The following is a 16,125-nucleotide window of genomic DNA, read 5'->3' on the forward strand; positions in this document are numbered from 1 at the left end:
GAAGCACCGGGGAAGCAGCGCCCCCGTCCCGAACCCCGGGCCGGGCAGCGCCGGGAGGGGAGCGGGCTCGTGGTTGGTGGCCGCCGCTTCCGCCGGGGCGACGGCTTCGGCCGCCAGCTCGACGAGCACGAGGCCCGGGTCGGTGCTGTCCCGCCCGCGCAGCCGGGGAGCCCGTCCGCCGGCCGTCTGGTGGACAGCGCCGTCTACATCCGGGGACACCGGTTCGCCTCACCGGCCGGTCTCGCCGAGACGTACGCCTGCCTGCAGACGCAGGAGCACGCGATGGCCTGGATCGGGTTGTACCGGCCCGACATCGACCAGATCTCCTCGCTGGCGCGCGAGTTCCGTCTGCACGACCTGGCGGTGGAGGACGCGATCAACGCCCACCAGCGGCCCAAGCTGGAACGGTACGGGCACACCCTGTTCGTGGTGCTGCGCGCCGCCCGCTACGACGACCTGCGGGAGGAGGTGGAGTTCTCCGAGCTGCACCTGTTCATCGGGCCCGGTTTCGTGGTCACGGTCCGGCATGGAGAGGCGCCCGACCTGGCCGCGGTACGACGTCGCATGGAGGCCGACGCGCCGATGCTCGCCCGGGGTCCCGAGGCGGTGCTGTACGCGATCCTGGACCAGGTCGTCGACGGGTACGCGCCGGTGGTCGCCGGGTTGGAGAACGACATCGACGAGATCGAGACCCAGGTGTTCGGCGGTGACCCGAACGCCAGCCGGCGCATCTACGGGCTAAGCCGGGAGGTCATCGAGTTCCAGCGGGCCGCCCGCCCTCTGCTGGGCATGCTCGACTCCCTGGCGGCCGGCGCCGGCAGCTACGGCACCGACGAGGAGCTGCGCCGCTACCTGCGTGACGTCATCGACCACCTCACCCAGGTGGTGGAGCGGGTGGACGGGTTCCGGCACCTGCTGCAAAACATCCTCACCGTCAACGCCACCCTGGTGTCGCAGCAGCAGAACGAGGAGATGCGCAGCCTCACGGCGGCCAGCTACGCGCAGAACGAGGAGCTGAAGAAGGTCTCCTCGTGGGCCGCGATCCTGTTCGCCCCCACCCTGATCGGCACGGTGTACGGGATGAACTTCGTGCACATGCCCGAGTTGAACTGGCGCTTCGGCTACCTGTTCGCGCTCCTGCTCATGGTGCTGGTCTGCGGCACCCTCTACCTGGTATTCAAGCGCCGCGGCTGGCTGTGAACGACGCTCACTCGATGCCGCGCAGGATGTGGCGCTCGTCTTCGAGGTCGTCGTCGCCGGCGCCGATGCGACCGAGCAGCACGGCGGCGGCCCAGATGGTCAGCGGGGTGGCGGCACCGGTCGTGCCACCGCCGGTGCGGTCGTGCTTGGTCTGGCTCCGCTCGCTCCGCGGTGGCCTGCGCTGAGCCTGCATGGGCCCTGCCTCTCCTCGTCGAAGCCGTCGCGGGCGACGCGGCGTGCCCCGCGCGCCCGGCCGGGCGGCCCGCGCACGCGGGTCGCCACCGGTACGGCATCCACGTCGAACCATCCCACGATGTGCCGCGTCCGCACCCCCTGTTTTCGGTTTCCCGACTCAGGCCCGCCAAACCGGACAACTCGCCCCGCGGTCGGACCCGCTCAACGCAGCGGGTGGGCGATGTCGCGGGCGTGGTCGGTGAGCGCCGCGCCGACCACGGTCGCCGTCAGCGGCAGCACCTCCAGACAGCGGCGCACCGCGGCGGCCATCAGCGTGTTCGGCACCCGCATGGACAGCGTGCAGTGCGGCACCCAGCGCCCCGGCTGGTAGTGCTCGACCAGTTCGATGCCGGCGGCGGCGAGCCGGTCGTGCACCAGCCGGTGATGCGCCAGCAGTTCCGCCGTCGGCGTCGGACCGAGCCACAGCACCCGGCCGACGAACTGCCCGGCGTGCTGGAAGTCGAGGCGCAGCGGAGCCGCCACGACCGCTCCGCTCAGCGCCTCGGCGACCTGCTCGGGGTCGAAGCGGGGCGCCACCGCGAGGGACACGTGCGGGCGGTGGCGCTGCTGGAGCAGCGAGCGCATGCTCTGCACACCCTCGGCCTCCAGGGCGTCCCACAGCACCCGGATCCGCCGCGTGGCGTCCGGGTCCAGATACAGCTCCAGCGCGGCGACCACGTGATCACGGTAGCGGCCGAGGTTCGGCCGTCGGTGGCCGGCGGTACGGTGATCCAAGACCGACCAGGAGGCGTACCCGTGGACGTGAGTGACCTGCTGACCGAGACGTACGACCGGCTGCCCGACCTCGTCCGCACGGCGGTCGACGGCCTCACGCCGGAGCAACTGCGCTGGGCGCCCGCCGAGGGGGCCAACTCGATCGGCTGGCTCGTCTGGCACCTGACCCGCGTCCAGGATCACCACGTCGCCGACCTGCTCGACGCCGAGCAGATCTGGACCGGTGGCGACTGGGCCGGGCGGTTCGGCCTCGTCGCCGACCCGCACGACACCGGCTACGGTCACACGCCCGCCCAGGTCGCGGGGGTACGGCCGGAGAGCGCGCAGGCGCTCATCGACTACTTCGGCGCCGTCTCGGCGCGTACCCGATCGTTTCTCGCCGGCTTGCGCCCGGCGGACCTGGACCGCATCGTCGACGAGTCGTGGGACCCGCCGGTCAGCCTCGGCGTGCGGCTGGTCAGCATCGCCGACGACGACGCGCAGCATGCCGGCCAGGCCGCCTACGTCCGCGGCCTGCTCGAGCGCGGCTGACCCACGGCGTCCGCCGGGCTCACGGCACGATCACCGCCCGGGCCTGGCATCGGCTCGGAAACCTCGACCAGCTCCGGTGTCGACTTCCACTCCCGCAGCCGCAGCGCCCGCATGTCGACCCCCTTGCTGTCGCCGTCCTGGCGTCGCTGCCTGCCCACCAGACCCCGTGCCAACAAACCCAACGCCCGCCCCCGCCCCCGAGTCCTCTCGCGATCTTGCACTTTCTGCTGTCGATTCGTGTTCTCTCGACCGATATGTCACCACCGAAAGTGCAAGATCGCGGGCGCGGGCGCGGGCGCGGGCGCGGGCGCCGGCGCCGGCGCCCGCGCCGGCGGGGGCGGGGGGCGGAGCTCGCGGGTTCACCCGATTCGGGTGACTCCCGCTCACCCTGGCGGGAGGGACTCTGCGGGGATGCGGGAGGGGATGTGATGGGCACGACGGCGACGAGCTACCTGGAGCACCTGGACGCGGGCCGGCCATTCGACCTGCCCGAGACGATGGCCGGGACGCTCCGGCTGGACCTGTGCGACGACGGGTACACCGAGCACTGGTACCTGACCGTGGCGGACCGGCACATCCGGGTCAGCCGCTCGGCCGGCGACGCGGACCTGGTCGTCCGCGCGCACCGTGCGGTCTTCGACGAGTTGGTCAACGGTGGCCTGCCCCCGGGCACCGCGCTGCTGCGCAACGAGCTGACCCTGCGGGGCGACATGCGGCTGCTGCTGGTGCTGCGGCGTGTCCTGCCGGGGCCGAGGGGCGCCCGGCACCCGCGCGAGCTGGGGCGGGCGGCGCTGGCCCGGCGGAGCGCGCCGGCCGGGCGGGCGGCGACCGGCGGGCCGGACGGCCGGCCATGAAACAGGAGTTCGTGCACGTCCTCGCCGGCAACGTGTTCGCCATCAGCGACGCCCAGGGTGACGTCGAGGTGGATCCACAGGCGCCCGTCGGGCTCTTCGCGTTCGACACGCGCTTCCTCTCGCACTGGGTGCTGACGGTCGACGGGGAGCGGATCAACGCCCTTTCCCGGGACGACATGACGTACTTCGAGACCCGGTTCTTCCTGGTGCCCGGCGCCGCGAGCCACTACGTCGACGCCGACCTGTCGATCATCCGGCACCGCTCGGTCCACGAGTGCTTCCACGAGAAGATCACCGTGCTCAACCACTCGCCAGAGCCCGCCGAGCTGACCCTACGGATGGAGATGGGCAGCGACTTCGCCGACATCACCGAGATCGGGAACCTGCGGCGGCGGGACGTACGGGTCGACGTCGACTCCGCGCGCCGACGGCTCACCCTGCGCTACGAGCGGCAGCGGTTCGTCCGCGAGACGACGGTCAGCAGCACCGCCGCGGTCGACGTCGACGAGGGCGGGATGACGTTCCGGATCCGCATCCCCCCGCACGGGCGGTGGGAGACCGACCTGCACGTCGTCCTGACCGTCGTCGGGGAGGGCGGCCAGGACATGCGCGCCAGCCTCCAGGCGCACCAGCGGGCCGTCCGCACCGGGATGCGGGAGGACCTGGCGGCCTGGCTGGACCGTGCGCCGCGGTTGGTGGCCGAGCGCGGGGGCCTGGAGGAGATGTACCGGGGGAGCCTCGCCGACCTGGCCGCGCTGCGCTACCGGCCACTGTCGACCGCCGAGCGCGTGCCGGTCGCCGGCCTCCCGTGGTCGATGGCCTTCCTGGGGCGGGACAGCATCATCACCTGCCTGGAGACGCTGGCGTTCACCCCGGAGTTGACGCCGGCCACGCTGCGGATGTTGGCCCTGTTGCAGGGCGGGCACCTCGACGACGAACGCGAGGAGGAGCCCGGCAAGATCGTCTCCGAGCTCCGCTACGGCGAGTCGAGCGTCTTCGGTGAGCGACCGAGCGCGGTGTACTACGCCGCCGCGGACATCACCCCGTTGTTCGTCGTGCTGATCGACGAGTACGAGCGCTGGTCCGGTGACGCCGAGCTCGTCCGCGAGCTGCGCCAGCCGGCCCGGATGGCGCTGGACTGGATCGACGAGTACGGCGACATGACCGGTGACGGCTACGTGCGCTACCAGCGCCGCAACGAGCTGGTCGGTGCGGTCAACCAGTCCTGGAAGGACTCCTCGGACGCGATCATCGACGCGCAGGGACGGCTGCCCGAGTTCCCGCGCGCCACCTGCGAGTTGCAGGGTTACGCGTACGACGCGAAGCGGCGCGGCGCCCGGCTGGCCCGCGAGTTCTGGGGCGAACCGGAGTACGCCGACCGTCTCGACCGGGAGGCCGCCGCGCTCAAGGAGCGGTTCAACCGGGACTTCTGGCTGCCGCACCGGGAGTACTACGCGCTGGCGCTGGACCCGTACGGCGAACCGGTCGACGCCCTGTCGTCGAACATCGGGCACCTGCTGTGGAGCGGGATCGTCGCGGACGATCGGGCCGAGGCGGTCGCCGAGCACCTCCTGGGGCCCCAGCTCTTCAACGGCTGGGGTGTGCGGACGTACGCCGCCGGTCAGCGCCCGTACAACCCGGTGGGGTCGCACCTGGGGGCGGTGTGGCCGTCGGACAACGCCCTGATCGCCGCCGGGCTGCGGCACTACCGGTTCGACGCCCACGCGGCCCGGATCGCGAAGGGCATCTTCGACCTGGCCCAGACGCTCGGTGGGGCCGTACCCGAGCTGATCGCCGGCTACGAACGGAGCTTGACGAAGTATCCGGTCCAGTTGTCGTCGGCCGGACGCCCGAAGTCGTGGTCCTCGGGCGGCTTGCTGATGTTGCTCGGCACCCTGCTGGGTCTGCGGCCGACCGGTGAGGACCTGCTGGTCAGGCCCGCGCTGCCCGCGGGGTTCGGCCGTGTTGACCTGCTCGGCGTTCCCGGGCGCTGGGGCCGCACCGACGCGTACGCCGGCGAGCGCTCCACCCAGCCGGTCAGGCCCCAGACGTCCCCGTTCCGGTCCTGAGATCGGCAGCCGTCGTGTCCTTCTCCACGGGAGCCTTCCGCTGGGCCGGGGGAGGCGGGTGGCGTTGCGCCTGGACCTGGCGGAAGCCCTGGACGGCGCTGCCCAGACCGGCCAGCTCGCCGGGCCGGGCAGCGGCGCGGGCCGCCGTCAGTAGCAGCCCGACCGGATGCGAGCCGGCCGACTCGTCGACGGGAAGACCGCCGAGCAGCAGCTCGGCGGTCTCGCCGTCCATCCGGTCCGCGTTCATCTCGTGTCCCTCAGCGCCGCCCTGTCGGGCGATGTCACATCCGCTCGCGCGGAGGATCGAGGAACACGACGTGAACGCGGGCCGGTGACCGCCGGATTACGGGTCAGCCCATGGTCTTCGTCCCGTCGATCGCCTCCCGGAGGATGTCGGCGTGCCCGGCGTGCTGGGACGTCTCGGCGATCAGGTGCAGCAGGACCCGCCGCACCGTCCAACTCGCGCCCGGCTCGAACCAGGGCGCCTGCGGCAGCGGGTGCGCCGCGTCCAGGTCGAGGGTGGCGATCAGCTCGTCGGTGTGGGCGGCCACCGCCTGGAACCGCTCGACCAGCCCGGCCAGGGTCTCGCCCGGCGCCATCTGGAACTGGCCGACCCAGTCCATCTCGGCCCGCTGCATCTCCTCCGCGCCCCCCGCGGCGAACAGCATCCAGCGCTCCTCGGTGCTCGCGACGTGCTTGATCAGCCCGCCGGGGCAGAGCGCGCTCACGGTGCTGCGGGTGGCGGCCTGCTCGTCGGTCAGACCGTCGACGGTCTGCAGGAGGAAGCCCCGGTGCCGGCGCAGCGTCTGCAACAGGTCGGCCCGTTCCCCGGTGAGCTGCGCGGTGCTGGTCATGGTGTCGCCCTCTCCTCGAAGTCCGTCAGCCCGCAGCCTAGGACCGGGGACCGACACTTCCCGGTCGGACACGACGAGGGCATCGGGCGTCAGCGGTTGCCGATCGGGGTGCGGGACTGTCCACTGAATGACATGGGTGTCATCAAGGTGGGCACGTCGTCCTGGGCGGACCAGTCGCTGCTGCGCTCCGGCTGGTATCCCCGTTCGGCCAACACGCCGGCCGGCCGGCTGGCCTTCTACGCGGGCCGGTTCCCGCTGGTCGAGGTGGACACCTCCTACTACGCCGTCCCGGTCCCGGAGACGACACAGGGCTGGGTCGACGCCACGCCTGACGACTTCACCTTCGACGTCAAGGCGTTCAGCCTCTTCACCGGGCATCCGACGCCGGTGGCCGCGTTGCCGCGCGACCTGCGGCCGGCCGCCGGCCCCGGCCGGGTCCGTCGCCGTGACCTGCCCGAGCAGGCGTACGAGGAGCTGTGGGTCCGCTTCCGGGAGGCGCTGGCCCCGATCGCGGCCGCCGACAAGTTGGGCGCGGTCCTTCTGCAGTTCCCGCCCTGGCTGGCCCGTGGCGCCGCCGCCGAACGGCGCATCGTGGAACTGGCGCAGCGGTGCCGGCCGTGGCGCGTCGCGGTGGAGCTGCGGCACGGGTCCTGGTTCGACGGCGCGGCCACGACCGCGACCCTGGACCTGCTGCGCGCGCACGACCTCTCACTGGTCTGCGTGGACATGCCGCAGGGGCACCCGTCGTCGGTGCCGCCGATCCTGGCGCGTACGGCCGAGCCGGCGATCGTCCGTTTCCACGGCCACAGCGACGCGTGGCGCGACGGCGACAAACAGGACAAGTTCCGCTACGCGTACGCCGAGCAGGAGCTACGCGCCTGGGCGGAACGGCTGGCCGGATTGGCCGGGGACGTCGACGACCTGCACGTCCTGTTCAACAACTGCTGCGCCGGGCAGGCCCAGCGGGACGCGACCCGGCTGGCGCAGCTGCTCGCCGAGACGATGCTTGGCGACACACCGGTGCCCGTCGGGCCGCGTCGGACGTCCGATGGTCCGGCCGTCGCGGCGTCGCGCGGCTGACCGGCCGCCGTCGGGGCACACGCACGGGGTCGCTGTCTCAGGAGCGGCGACCCCGGCTGCGCAGCGCGTCCTGGGACCGTTCGGTGACCTCCGCCTCGTCGGGGAACGTCCGCCCGCTGGGCGCGGGATCGGGCGGCGCGCCCGGCCCCGCCATCGTGGTGCGGGTGGGCTCGACCGAGCCGAAGCCGTGCCGTCCGGCCGGGCCGTCCTGCCCGTCCGGCAAGCCCGCCCGCCGTTCACCGCGCCGCCCCTCGGGCACCGCCGTCTCCTCGCTGCCCTCGTCCATCGGGGAGTCGTCGCCCGCACCCCAGGGCGCGTCGGCGTCGAAGCCGTCGCTGGTTCCCCACGGGTTGGTCGCCTCCGGTTCGAGCCGGTCACCGCCGCGTCCCTCGTGTGCCGTCATGGCCACCTCTTCGGTCGGTCCGCCTGTCGACGGACGGGTTGCCCCTCCCGGTCCTGTCCACCGGACGTGGGCGCGGGGTGGGCCGGTGCCGGTGCGACCCGTGCCCACCCCGAAGTGCCGTTCGGCGCAGGGCCGGCCGGCGTCCCGCCGTCGACGGTCCGGCGGGGCCCCGGCCGGCCCGACGCTCAGCGTCCGGCCATCGCCATCTGGCGCTTGCCGCCGACGCTCATGCCGATCTTCGCCAGGCCCATCGGGGCGCTGCGCATGCCGCCGGCGCGGCTCATCAGGCCCCGCAGCACCTGACCGGGCTTCTGCTGCTCACCCATGTACGCGGTGACCACGACCAGCGATCCGGTCAGCGCCGGGATCGCCCACTGGAGCAGCTTCATCTGCCGCTGCGAGGAGGCGACGCTGGCCGGTGTCTGGTGGTTGGGCTCGGTGGCGCCGCTCACCGGCGGTCCGCCCGCCTTCTCCAACCGCATACCGACCAACCGGCTGTAGCCGGTGACGGCCAGCGCGCCGATCGTCAGCGCCGTCTTGATGGCGCTGGCCCGGCCAACTCCACGCTGGGCTGCCACCCGCGGGCTCTCGGTGACCAGTTCGCCGACCGCGCCGGCGAGGTGCGCGCCGATCGCGGCCGCGTTGACCGGTGTCCACTTGGACCATCCGGCCGAGGCGACCGGAAGCCGCTGGGTCGAGTCGTTGATCTTCGCTGCCGCGCCGTTGACGCCGAAGGCACCCATGAGGGAGCCGCCGAACCAGGCCGCCAGACCCAGATCGTGCATCGAGCGCAGTGCGGTGTGTCGTTCGGACATGTGATCCCCTTCCGCCGTGTCGGGCGAGGCGGCTTACCCGTCGCCCGGACGGCTAACCCCGTCGTCCGCCGGTCGATCCGCGCGACGGGGACATCCGGGCTTCGGGGGCCGAACCGTCTTCGCCGAGGAGTCGTCGGCGCGGCGGTGGGTAGGTCAGGCGGACGCCGACGGAGAGGGGAACGGCATGTCGCAGCCGGACGAGGTCCGCGAGAAGACCCCCAAGACCGACGCGGTGCTCATGCACCCGGACAACGATCCGCACCGCACCACCGCCGAGGTCGCGCCGCGCAAGGACCACGCGCCGATCGAGGTGGAGCGCGACGGCGAACGGACGCCGGTGGAGCAGGAGGACTGAGTCGACACGACGGAGGCCCCGTCGGATGACGGGGCCTCCGGTGGCGAAACCGGTCAGGAGACCGAGATCGCCCCGTTGCTCGCGCGGACACACGACACCGCGCGGGCGGCGGTGACGGCGGCGCCGGCGAGGCACTGGCCGAGCACCTGGTGTCCGGTGGCGTTGGGGTGCCACGACTCCTGGCACGTCTGGAAGTAGCTGACGCAGGTGTTGGCGATCCGCTGAATGGCGATCTTGTCCTTACCAGCGAGGCTGGTCACGAAGGTGCCCGTCGCGCCGTCCTGCAACCGGATCGGGGTGGCCAGCGCGCCGGCCGGGCTGGACGTCGACTCACACAGCCGCGCACCGTCGAAGGCCCGCTGCACGTTCAGGTAGACCAGGTCGTCGTTGGGGAACTCGGCGGCCAGGGTGTCCCGGGTGGACTTCACGATGCCACCGAGACCCTGGGAGAAGCGGTGCCCGGGGGCGAGGCTGGCCAGGTGGATCGGGCAACCGGCCGCGTACCGCTCGGCGCCGAGGTCACGGAACTTGTCCCGGGTGTCGTCGCGGCCGTCCTCCTCGTAGAACGCCGGGTTGAGATCGAGCGGCAGCGGGTTGGTGTAGTCCTGGAACACCACCCGGTGCTGCCCGTCCGCGTCCACCTGGTCGAGGGTGGTCAGGATCTGCCGTACGGCGGCGGTGGTCTCCGCGGTCGCGGCGCTGAGCTGCGCGGCGGTGGCCAGGTCGGCGTCGCTGCACGGCTTCTGCTCCACCGGCCCGTTCAGGTACGCCCAGAACTCCCACCAGCCGGTCCAGGCGTCGGCGATGAACCGGTTGGCGCAGGTCTCCGCGACGCTGCCGAAGGTGAACGAGCTGTTGTTGGAACCGAGGCCGATCAGTACCAGGTCGATGTCCTGGGTCTGCGCGACGGCACGGAGCTGGTCGAGCTGCGCCGAGACCGTACGACCGTTGGTCCGGGCCTGGGAGGCGGTCGCGATGTCGTGCGGCTGGCCGCCGGAGCAGGCCAGGTTGAACCGGTTCTGGATGCCCGGCAGGTTCGCCTGGTTCAGCGAGGCGTTGGCCGACCGGTGGCAGAAGAACGCGTTGTTGTTCGGGGCGGTCCAGCCGGGGAAGCCCTGGGTGACCCCGTTCGCGTCGACCACCGGGGTGTACGCGCCGGCGCCCTCCCCGCTGATGAAGCTGTCGCCGAGCGCCACGGCGGCGGTGGGCAGCGCGGCGGTCGCGGGGGCGGGCAGCGCGATGGCGGTCGACAACGCGGCTGTGACGATCGTGAGTGCCGCGGCGAGCGCGGTACGGCGGAACCTGGGCATGGGCCCCCCATCCATCGAAAGATGAAAGATTCTCTGAGAGCGCGATCAGATCACTCCTGTGCAACGGGCGTCAATGGCCCGTAACAGAATCTTTCGACGATCGACACGTGGATGTCGGCGCAGCGGTGTGCGCCCACTGTGGATGGGGGATGGACGCCGGACCGTCGACTACGTCAGGGGTGACGCCGGCCGCGCACGGCCGCGCCGAGCGCGTTCAGACCAACACCCCAGATCAGGAGTACGCAGAGCCACTGCGCCCACCGCAGCACGCTCATCTCCCCGGAGAGCAGGTTGCGGGCGCTGCCGAACGGGGTGAGCCACGGCTGCGCCGGACGCAGCGCGCCGACGGCCTCCAACAGCCCGAACAGGCCCAGCGGGAGGACGATCGTGGCGAGGAACGCGACCACCCGCGAGCGCAGCAGCAGACCGAGCCCGGTGCCGACCAGACCGGCGACCACCTGCACCAGCACGCTGCCCACCGCGACCGTGCCGGCGTGCCGCCACGGGTCGGCCGCCCCGTCGGCCGGGCCCAGCGCCAGCGTCGCGGCGCAGATCACCACACCGGCCACCCCGATCACGACGGCCGGCAGCAGCACTCCGAGCGCCGGCGGGACGACACCGGCGGACTCCCGGCGCGGATCGTGCACGAGCAGGATGCCGAACAGTGGCGTCGCCACCGACATCAGACTCTGGACCGCACCCGAGAGGTCGACGAACGTCCGATCGGCGGGCGCTGCGGTCGCGACGAGCGCCACGGCGGTGAGCAGCCCCGCCAGGAGGGTGCCCGCGAGCAGCCAACGACGGGCACGCGTACCGACCGAGTGCCGCAGGGCGTCGCGTGTCGTGTCGTCCACCCCGACCGCCTCCCCGCGTCCGTCGTCCCCGCAAGTGAGGAATCGTACCGACGTGGGTATCTCTGCGTGGTCCCCTGCTCACCGTGCGGCTGTTCGGTGGCTCACGTTCGTCGGGTCGAGCACGGCGGGTCGCGTAGGTCCTCCGGGAGTTGTCTCAGTCTCGGGCTAGGCTCGCTGCGGCGCGCGCCGGCCGACCGACAGTTGGGACGCCGCACCACACCGCCGAGACCGGGGAGTACGACCAGTTGACCGCAGAGCCTGACACCCTGTACGGGGCCGATGACCTCACCCACCTCGAGGGGCTGGACGCCGTTCGCAAGCGTCCCGGCATGTACATCGGTTCCACCGACAGCCGTGGCGTGGGTCACCTCGTCAACGAGATCCTCGACAACTCCACCGACGAGGGCGTCGCCGGTCACGCCAGCCACGTCGAGGTGATCCTGCACCCCGACGGCTCGGTCCAGGTCGACGACGACGGCCGGGGCATCCCCACCGACGTGCACGCCAAGTCCGGCATCTCCGGCGTCGAGTTGGTGCTGACCCGCCTGCACGCGGGCGGCAAGTTCGGCGGCTCCGGCTACAAGACCTCCGGCGGTCTGCACGGCGTGGGCGCCTCCGCCGTCAACGCGCTGTCCCGTCGTTTCGACGTCACCGTCCGCCGGGCCGGCAAGGTGCACTCGATGTCCTTCCGGCACGGCGTACCCGGGATCTTCGACGGCGCCGGGCCGGACGCGCCCTTCACCGCCGGTCCGGGCCTGCAGGTGACCGGGGCGATGAAGCGCGGCCAGCGCACCGGCACCTCCATCCGCTGGTGGCACGACGCGCGCTACTTCGAGACCGGCGCGGCGCTGGACGTCGACGCGGTCCGGATGAAGCTGCGCAACACCGCGTTCCTGGTCCCCGGCGTGACGTACCTGCTGCGTGACCTGACCGGTGAGGCGCCCGTCGAGGAGCGGTTCCACTACCCCAACGGGCTCAGCGACATGGTCGAGTTCCTCGCCCCGGCCGGCGACCGCCCGGTCTCCGGCATCCTGCTGGTCAACGGCGAGGGGACGTACCGGGAGAACGCCGCCGACGCCAACGGCGTCATGCAGTCCAACGTGCAGCGCCGCGCCGAGGTCGAGGTGGCGTTCCGGTGGGGCACCGGCTACGAGCGCACCGTCGAGTGCTTCACCAACACCATCCGCAACGCCCACGGCGGCACCCACCGCAAGGGCTTCGAACGGGCCCTGGTGCGCACCCTCGCCGACGCCGTCCGCAACACCCGCGGCCTGCTCAAGGCCAAGGAGGAGCCGCCCACCCTGGACGACGTCCTGGAGGGGATGACCGCCGTGGTGCACGTGCGGATCCCCGAGCCGCAGTTCACCTCCCAGACCAAGGACGAGCTGTCCACCACCGGCATCACCAAGGTCATCCAGAGCCTGGTGGACGCGCACATCAAGTCCTGGCTGGAGGACCGCCGCACCAAGGCCGAGGCGCGCGTCGTCCTCCAAAAGATCGTCGACGCGGCACGGGTGCGGCTCACCCAGAAGCAGCAGAAGGACGCCGCCCGGCGCAAGACCGCCCTGGAGGGCGCGTCCATGCCGCCGAAGCTGGTCGACTGCCGCGCGACCGGCATCGACCGCAGCGAGCTGTTCATCGTGGAGGGGGACAGCGCCCTCGGCACGAGCAGAATGGCCCGTTCGTCGGAATATCAGGCGTTGCTGCCGATCCGCGGCAAGATCCTCAACGTGCAGAAGGCCAACCTCCAGCAGGTTCTGGACAATGCCGAGTGCGCGGCGATCGTCCAGGTGCTCGGTGCGGGCTCGGGGCGGACGTTCGACCTGTCCGCGCTGCGCTACGGCCGCGTACTGATCATGGCCGACGCCGACGTGGACGGCGCGCACATCCGTACGCTGCTGATCACCCTGTTCGCCCGCTACATGCGGCCGTTGATCGAGGCCGGCCGGCTCTACGCCGCGATGCCGCCCCTGCACAAGGTCACCACCAAGGGGCGGAACCCGCAGACCGTCTACACCTACACCCAGGCCGAGATGGAGACGACGGTCCGCAAGCTGGAGAAGGCCGGCAAGCAGATCGTCACGCCCATCCCGCGCTTCAAGGGCCTCGGTGAGATGGACGCCGACGAGTTGTGGGACACCACGATGAACCCGGCCACCCGGGCGGTCCGCCGGATCACCCTCGACGACGTGGACGCCGCCGAGCGCATCCTCGAACTGCTGATGGGCGAGAAGGTCGAGCCGCGCCGCAACTGGCTGATCGACTCCGCCGACCGGGTCGACCGGGAAGCGATCGACGCATGAGCCGACGTTTCATTCGAGTGGAGAGCTGAGTCATGGCACGGCGCAAGGAAAACAAGGTCGACCTCTCCTCGTTCGACCAGGCCGGCGCGCGGGTCTTCGACAATCCGCTGGTCACCGAGGTCTCCGACTCCTATCTGGAGTACGCCTTCTCGGTCATCCACTCCCGCGCCCTGCCGGACGCCCGTGACGGCCTCAAGCCGGTGCACCGTCGGATCCTCTGGTCCATGTACGAGCAGGGCTACCGCCCCGACCGAGGGCACGTGAAGTCTGCCCGAATTGTCGGGGATACGATGGGAAAGTACCATCCGCACGGAGACACGGCGATCTACGACGCCATGGTCCGCCTCGCGCAGGACTTCTCGCTCAACGTGCCACTCATCGACGGGCACGGCAACTTCGGCTCCCCGGACGACGGCCCGGCCGCCTCGCGTTACACCGAAGCGCGGATGTCCCGCGAGGCCATGCTGCTCGTCGGTGAGCTGGGCGAGGACACGGTCGACGTCGAGCCCAACTACGACGGGTCGTTGACGCAGCCGACCGTGCTGCCGGCTGCCTTTCCCAACCTGCTGGTCAACGGCGCGTCCGGGATCGCGGTCGGGATGGCCACCAACATGATCCCGCACAACCTCGCCGAGGTCGTCTCGGCGGCCCGCTGGCTGATCAACCACCCGGACGCCACCCTGGACAAGCTGATGGAGTTCGTCCCCGGGCCCGACCTGCCCACCGGTGGCGTGCTGCTCGGCCTCGACGAGGTGCGCCGGGCGTACGAGACCGGGCGCGGCGTGGTGCGGATGCGCGGCAAGGTGGAGATCGGCCCGATCGAGGGCAGCCGGGGCCGCCAGGCCATCACCGTGGTCGAGCTGCCCTACGGCGTCGGCGCGGAGAAGGTCATCGCGGCGATCACCAACGAGGTCACCAAGACCAAGCGGCTGACCGGCATCGCGGACGTCAAGGACCTCACCGACCGGGAGAGCGGCACCCGCCTGGTGGTCGAGTGCAAGGTGGGCGTCAATCCGCAGGCGCTCCTCGCCGACCTGTACCGGTTGACCCCGTTGGAGCAGTCCTTCGGCGTCAACAATCTCGTGCTGGTCGACGGTCAGCCCCGTACCCTCGGGTTGAAGGCCCTGTTGGAGGTCTTCCTCGCCCACCGGTACGAGGTCGTCACCCGGCGCAGCTCCTACCGTCGCCGCAAGCGCGAGGAGCGCCTCCACCTGGTCGACGGTCTGCTGATCGCGCTGCTCGACATCGACCGGGTGGTCCGTCTGATCCGTGGCAGCGACGACGCGCAGGCGGCCAAGGACGGGCTGATGAGCCAGTTCGGTCTCTCCGACATCCAGGCCACCTACATTCTGGACACGCCGCTGCGCCGCCTCACGAAATTCGACCGGATCGAGCTGGAGGCCGAGCAGGAGCGGCTGCGCTCCGAGATCGCCGAGCTGTCCACGATCCTCGACGACGAGCGGGTGCTCAAGAAGCTGGTCTCCGACGAGCTGGCGGCCGTGGTCAAGCAGTTCGGCACCGAACGGCGTACGACGCTCGTCGACGGTGACCTGAAGGAGGTGCTGGCGGCGTCCGTGCCGGCCGGCCCGCTGGAGGTAGCGGACGACCCGTGCCAGGTGATCCTCTCGGCGACCGGGCTGGTCGCCCGGACCGCGGCCGAGTCGGAGGAGAGCGCCGAGGGGCGTCGGCGCAACGGCCGGGTCAAGCACGACACGGTACGCGCCATCGTGCACTCCACGGCCCGTGGCCGGGTGCTGCTGCTCACGAGCGCGGGTCGCGCCTTCAAGATCGACGTACTGCCGCTGCCGGTGCTGCCCGAGCAGGCCGGCACGGTGTCGCTGCGCGGCGGCATGTCCGCGGCCGAGCTGGTGCCGCTGGAGGCGGGGGAGACCGTCGTCGGTCTGGCCCCACTCGGCGGCGCTGCCGACGGCTCACCCGGGCTGGCGCTGGGCACCCGGCAGGGCGTGGTCAAGATCTGCGCCCCGGAGTGGCCGGTGCGTTCCGACGAGTTCGAGGTGATCGGCCTGCGGGACGGTGACGAGGTGGTCGGGGCGACCTGGCTGACCAGCGACACCGAGACGCTGACGTTCGTGACCTCGGAGGCGTCGTTGCTGCGCTTCGCGGCCGGACTGGTCCGCCCGCAGGGACTCAAGGGCGGTGGCATGTCCGGCATCAACCTGCCGGCCGGGGCGCGCGTGGTCTTCTTCGGCGCGGTACGCACCGACGATCCGGGTCACGGCGAGCCGATGGTGGTCACCTCCACGGGAGCGACCGTCAAGGTCACGCCGTTCCAGGCGTACCCGGCGAAGGGCCGGGCGACCGGCGGCGTGCGTGCCCACCGCTTCCTCAAGGGTGAGACGGACGTCGCCGTGGCCTGGGTGGGACCGCGCCCGGTCGGCGCGACCGCCACCGGCGAGCCGGTCGAACTGCCGGCGGCCGACCCCCGCCGCGACGGCAGCGGCTTCGCCGTGATGCTCGGCCCAACGGTCGTAGGCCACCTGATCGAACGCGACTAACCCCCGCCCCCG

At 71.7% G+C, this 16,125-nt stretch carries 16 protein-coding genes; 8 read left to right on the forward strand and 8 right to left on the reverse strand.

The window, feature by feature from the left end:
- The first annotated feature begins 69 nt into the window (after positions 1-69).
- Complete coding sequence (corA, locus tag ACQP0N_RS10845) at positions 70-1,200, forward strand: magnesium/cobalt transporter CorA (RefSeq protein WP_355050365.1); 1,131 nt, start codon at positions 70-72, stop codon at positions 1,198-1,200.
- A 7-nt stretch (positions 1,201-1,207) separates the two neighbouring features.
- On the opposite strand, the gene ACQP0N_RS10850 is transcribed toward corA, so the two are convergent.
- Together ACQP0N_RS10850 and ACQP0N_RS10855 are read right to left on the reverse strand one after the other, a co-directional pair.
- Positions 1,208-1,393 carry a hypothetical protein gene (locus ACQP0N_RS10850; protein ID WP_433119648.1) on the reverse strand — a complete coding sequence of 62 codons (186 nt, stop codon included), beginning with the start codon at positions 1,391-1,393 and terminating at the stop codon, positions 1,208-1,210.
- Positions 1,394-1,596: 203 nt separating this feature from the next.
- Positions 1,597-2,112 carry a 2'-5' RNA ligase family protein gene (locus tag ACQP0N_RS10855; RefSeq protein ID WP_433119650.1) on the reverse strand — a complete coding sequence of 172 codons (516 nt, stop codon included), beginning with the start codon at positions 2,110-2,112 and terminating at the stop codon, positions 1,597-1,599.
- 78 nt (positions 2,113-2,190) lie between these two features.
- On the opposite strand from ACQP0N_RS10855, the gene ACQP0N_RS10860 reads away from it, so the two are divergent.
- The 3 genes from ACQP0N_RS10860 to ACQP0N_RS10870 all read left to right on the forward strand — a co-directional run bounded on the left by ACQP0N_RS10860 (position 2,191) and on the right by ACQP0N_RS10870 (position 5,623).
- Complete coding sequence (locus ACQP0N_RS10860; protein WP_355050362.1) at positions 2,191-2,700, forward strand: mycothiol transferase; 510 nt, start codon at positions 2,191-2,193, stop codon at positions 2,698-2,700.
- 428 nt (positions 2,701-3,128) lie between these two features.
- Positions 3,129-3,554 carry an SCP2 sterol-binding domain-containing protein gene (locus ACQP0N_RS10865; RefSeq protein WP_433119653.1) on the forward strand — a complete coding sequence of 142 codons (426 nt, stop codon included), beginning with the start codon at positions 3,129-3,131 and terminating at the stop codon, positions 3,552-3,554.
- Positions 3,551-5,623: an amylo-alpha-1,6-glucosidase gene (locus ACQP0N_RS10870; protein ID WP_433119654.1), complete on the forward strand. Its 2,073-nt coding sequence runs from the start codon at positions 3,551-3,553 to the stop codon at positions 5,621-5,623. Before ACQP0N_RS10865 ends, ACQP0N_RS10870 begins: the two co-directional genes overlap by 4 nt.
- On the opposite strand, the gene ACQP0N_RS10875 is transcribed toward ACQP0N_RS10870, so the two are convergent.
- Both ACQP0N_RS10875 and ACQP0N_RS10880 read right to left on the reverse strand, forming a co-directional pair.
- Positions 5,592-5,870 (reverse strand): hypothetical protein, encoded by a 279-nt coding sequence (locus ACQP0N_RS10875; RefSeq protein ID WP_433119656.1) that lies wholly within the window; start codon positions 5,868-5,870, stop codon positions 5,592-5,594. The two genes, ACQP0N_RS10870 and ACQP0N_RS10875, sit on opposite strands and share 32 nt — an antisense overlap.
- 103 nt (positions 5,871-5,973) lie before the next feature.
- Complete coding sequence (locus ACQP0N_RS10880; RefSeq protein WP_433119658.1) at positions 5,974-6,477, reverse strand: DinB family protein; 504 nt, start codon at positions 6,475-6,477, stop codon at positions 5,974-5,976.
- 132 nt (positions 6,478-6,609) lie between these two features.
- Between ACQP0N_RS10880 and ACQP0N_RS10885 the strand changes: the two genes are divergently transcribed.
- Positions 6,610-7,557, forward strand: a complete 948-nt coding sequence (locus ACQP0N_RS10885; protein ID WP_433119660.1) for a DUF72 domain-containing protein — start codon at positions 6,610-6,612, stop codon at positions 7,555-7,557.
- 37 nt (positions 7,558-7,594) lie between these two features.
- Here ACQP0N_RS10885 and ACQP0N_RS10890 read toward each other — a convergent pair whose 3' ends face one another.
- Together ACQP0N_RS10890 and ACQP0N_RS10895 are read right to left on the reverse strand one after the other, a co-directional pair.
- Positions 7,595-7,960: a hypothetical protein gene (locus ACQP0N_RS10890; RefSeq protein ID WP_433119662.1), complete on the reverse strand. Its 366-nt coding sequence runs from the start codon at positions 7,958-7,960 to the stop codon at positions 7,595-7,597.
- Positions 7,961-8,145: 185 nt separating this feature from the next.
- Positions 8,146-8,775 carry a hypothetical protein gene (locus ACQP0N_RS10895; RefSeq protein WP_357120151.1) on the reverse strand — a complete coding sequence of 210 codons (630 nt, stop codon included), beginning with the start codon at positions 8,773-8,775 and terminating at the stop codon, positions 8,146-8,148.
- Between the two features lie 184 nt (positions 8,776-8,959).
- Between ACQP0N_RS10895 and ACQP0N_RS10900 the strand changes: the two genes are divergently transcribed.
- The gene (locus tag ACQP0N_RS10900) at positions 8,960-9,130 is read left to right on the forward strand and encodes a hypothetical protein (RefSeq protein WP_355050353.1); all 171 of its coding nucleotides are present in this window, start codon (positions 8,960-8,962) and stop codon (positions 9,128-9,130) included.
- Between the two features lie 53 nt (positions 9,131-9,183).
- On the opposite strand, the gene ACQP0N_RS10905 is transcribed toward ACQP0N_RS10900, so the two are convergent.
- Complete coding sequence (locus ACQP0N_RS10905) at positions 9,184-10,440, reverse strand: hypothetical protein (protein ID WP_355050352.1); 1,257 nt, start codon at positions 10,438-10,440, stop codon at positions 9,184-9,186.
- A gap of 173 nt (positions 10,441-10,613) precedes the next feature.
- Positions 10,614-11,294: a hypothetical protein gene (locus ACQP0N_RS10910; protein ID WP_433119665.1), complete on the reverse strand. Its 681-nt coding sequence runs from the start codon at positions 11,292-11,294 to the stop codon at positions 10,614-10,616.
- 245 nt (positions 11,295-11,539) lie between these two features.
- On the opposite strand from ACQP0N_RS10910, the gene ACQP0N_RS10915 reads away from it, so the two are divergent.
- Both ACQP0N_RS10915 and ACQP0N_RS10920 read left to right on the forward strand, forming a co-directional pair.
- A complete protein-coding gene (locus ACQP0N_RS10915; protein ID WP_433119667.1) occupies positions 11,540-13,597 on the forward strand; it encodes a DNA gyrase/topoisomerase IV subunit B in 2,058 nt (685 codons plus the stop codon).
- A 32-nt stretch (positions 13,598-13,629) separates the two neighbouring features.
- Positions 13,630-16,113 (forward strand): DNA gyrase/topoisomerase IV subunit A, encoded by a 2,484-nt coding sequence (locus ACQP0N_RS10920; RefSeq protein ID WP_433119669.1) that lies wholly within the window; start codon positions 13,630-13,632, stop codon positions 16,111-16,113.
- The last annotated feature ends 12 nt before the right edge of the window (positions 16,114-16,125 follow it).

The sequence above is a fragment of the Micromonospora sp. CA-246542 genome (assembly GCF_050942905.1).
GTDB lineage: Bacteria > Actinomycetota > Actinomycetes > Mycobacteriales > Micromonosporaceae > Micromonospora.

Bases quoted from the DNA above. Each gene is read 5' to 3' on its own strand.
- ACQP0N_RS10850 (WP_433119648.1), bottom strand. From the start codon at position 1,393: ATGCAGGCTCAGCGCAGGCCACCGCGGAGCGAGCGGAGCCAGACCAAG.
- ACQP0N_RS10865 (WP_433119653.1), top strand. From the start codon at position 3,129: ATGGGCACGACGGCGACGAGCTACCTGGAGCACCTGGACGCGGGCCGG.
- ACQP0N_RS10870 (WP_433119654.1), top strand. From the start codon at position 3,551: ATGAAACAGGAGTTCGTGCACGTCCTCGCCGGCAACGTGTTCGCCATC.
- ACQP0N_RS10875 (WP_433119656.1), bottom strand. From the start codon at position 5,870: ATGAACGCGGACCGGATGGACGGCGAGACCGCCGAGCTGCTGCTCGGC.
- ACQP0N_RS10880 (WP_433119658.1), bottom strand. From the start codon at position 6,477: ATGACCAGCACCGCGCAGCTCACCGGGGAACGGGCCGACCTGTTGCAG.
- ACQP0N_RS10885 (WP_433119660.1), top strand. From the start codon at position 6,610: ATGGGTGTCATCAAGGTGGGCACGTCGTCCTGGGCGGACCAGTCGCTG.
- ACQP0N_RS10890 (WP_433119662.1), bottom strand. From the start codon at position 7,960: ATGACGGCACACGAGGGACGCGGCGGTGACCGGCTCGAACCGGAGGCG.
- ACQP0N_RS10895 (WP_357120151.1), bottom strand. From the start codon at position 8,775: ATGTCCGAACGACACACCGCACTGCGCTCGATGCACGATCTGGGTCTG.
- ACQP0N_RS10900 (WP_355050353.1), top strand. From the start codon at position 8,960: ATGTCGCAGCCGGACGAGGTCCGCGAGAAGACCCCCAAGACCGACGCG.
- ACQP0N_RS10905 (WP_355050352.1), bottom strand. From the start codon at position 10,440: ATGCCCAGGTTCCGCCGTACCGCGCTCGCCGCGGCACTCACGATCGTC.
- ACQP0N_RS10920 (WP_433119669.1), top strand. From the start codon at position 13,630: ATGGCACGGCGCAAGGAAAACAAGGTCGACCTCTCCTCGTTCGACCAG.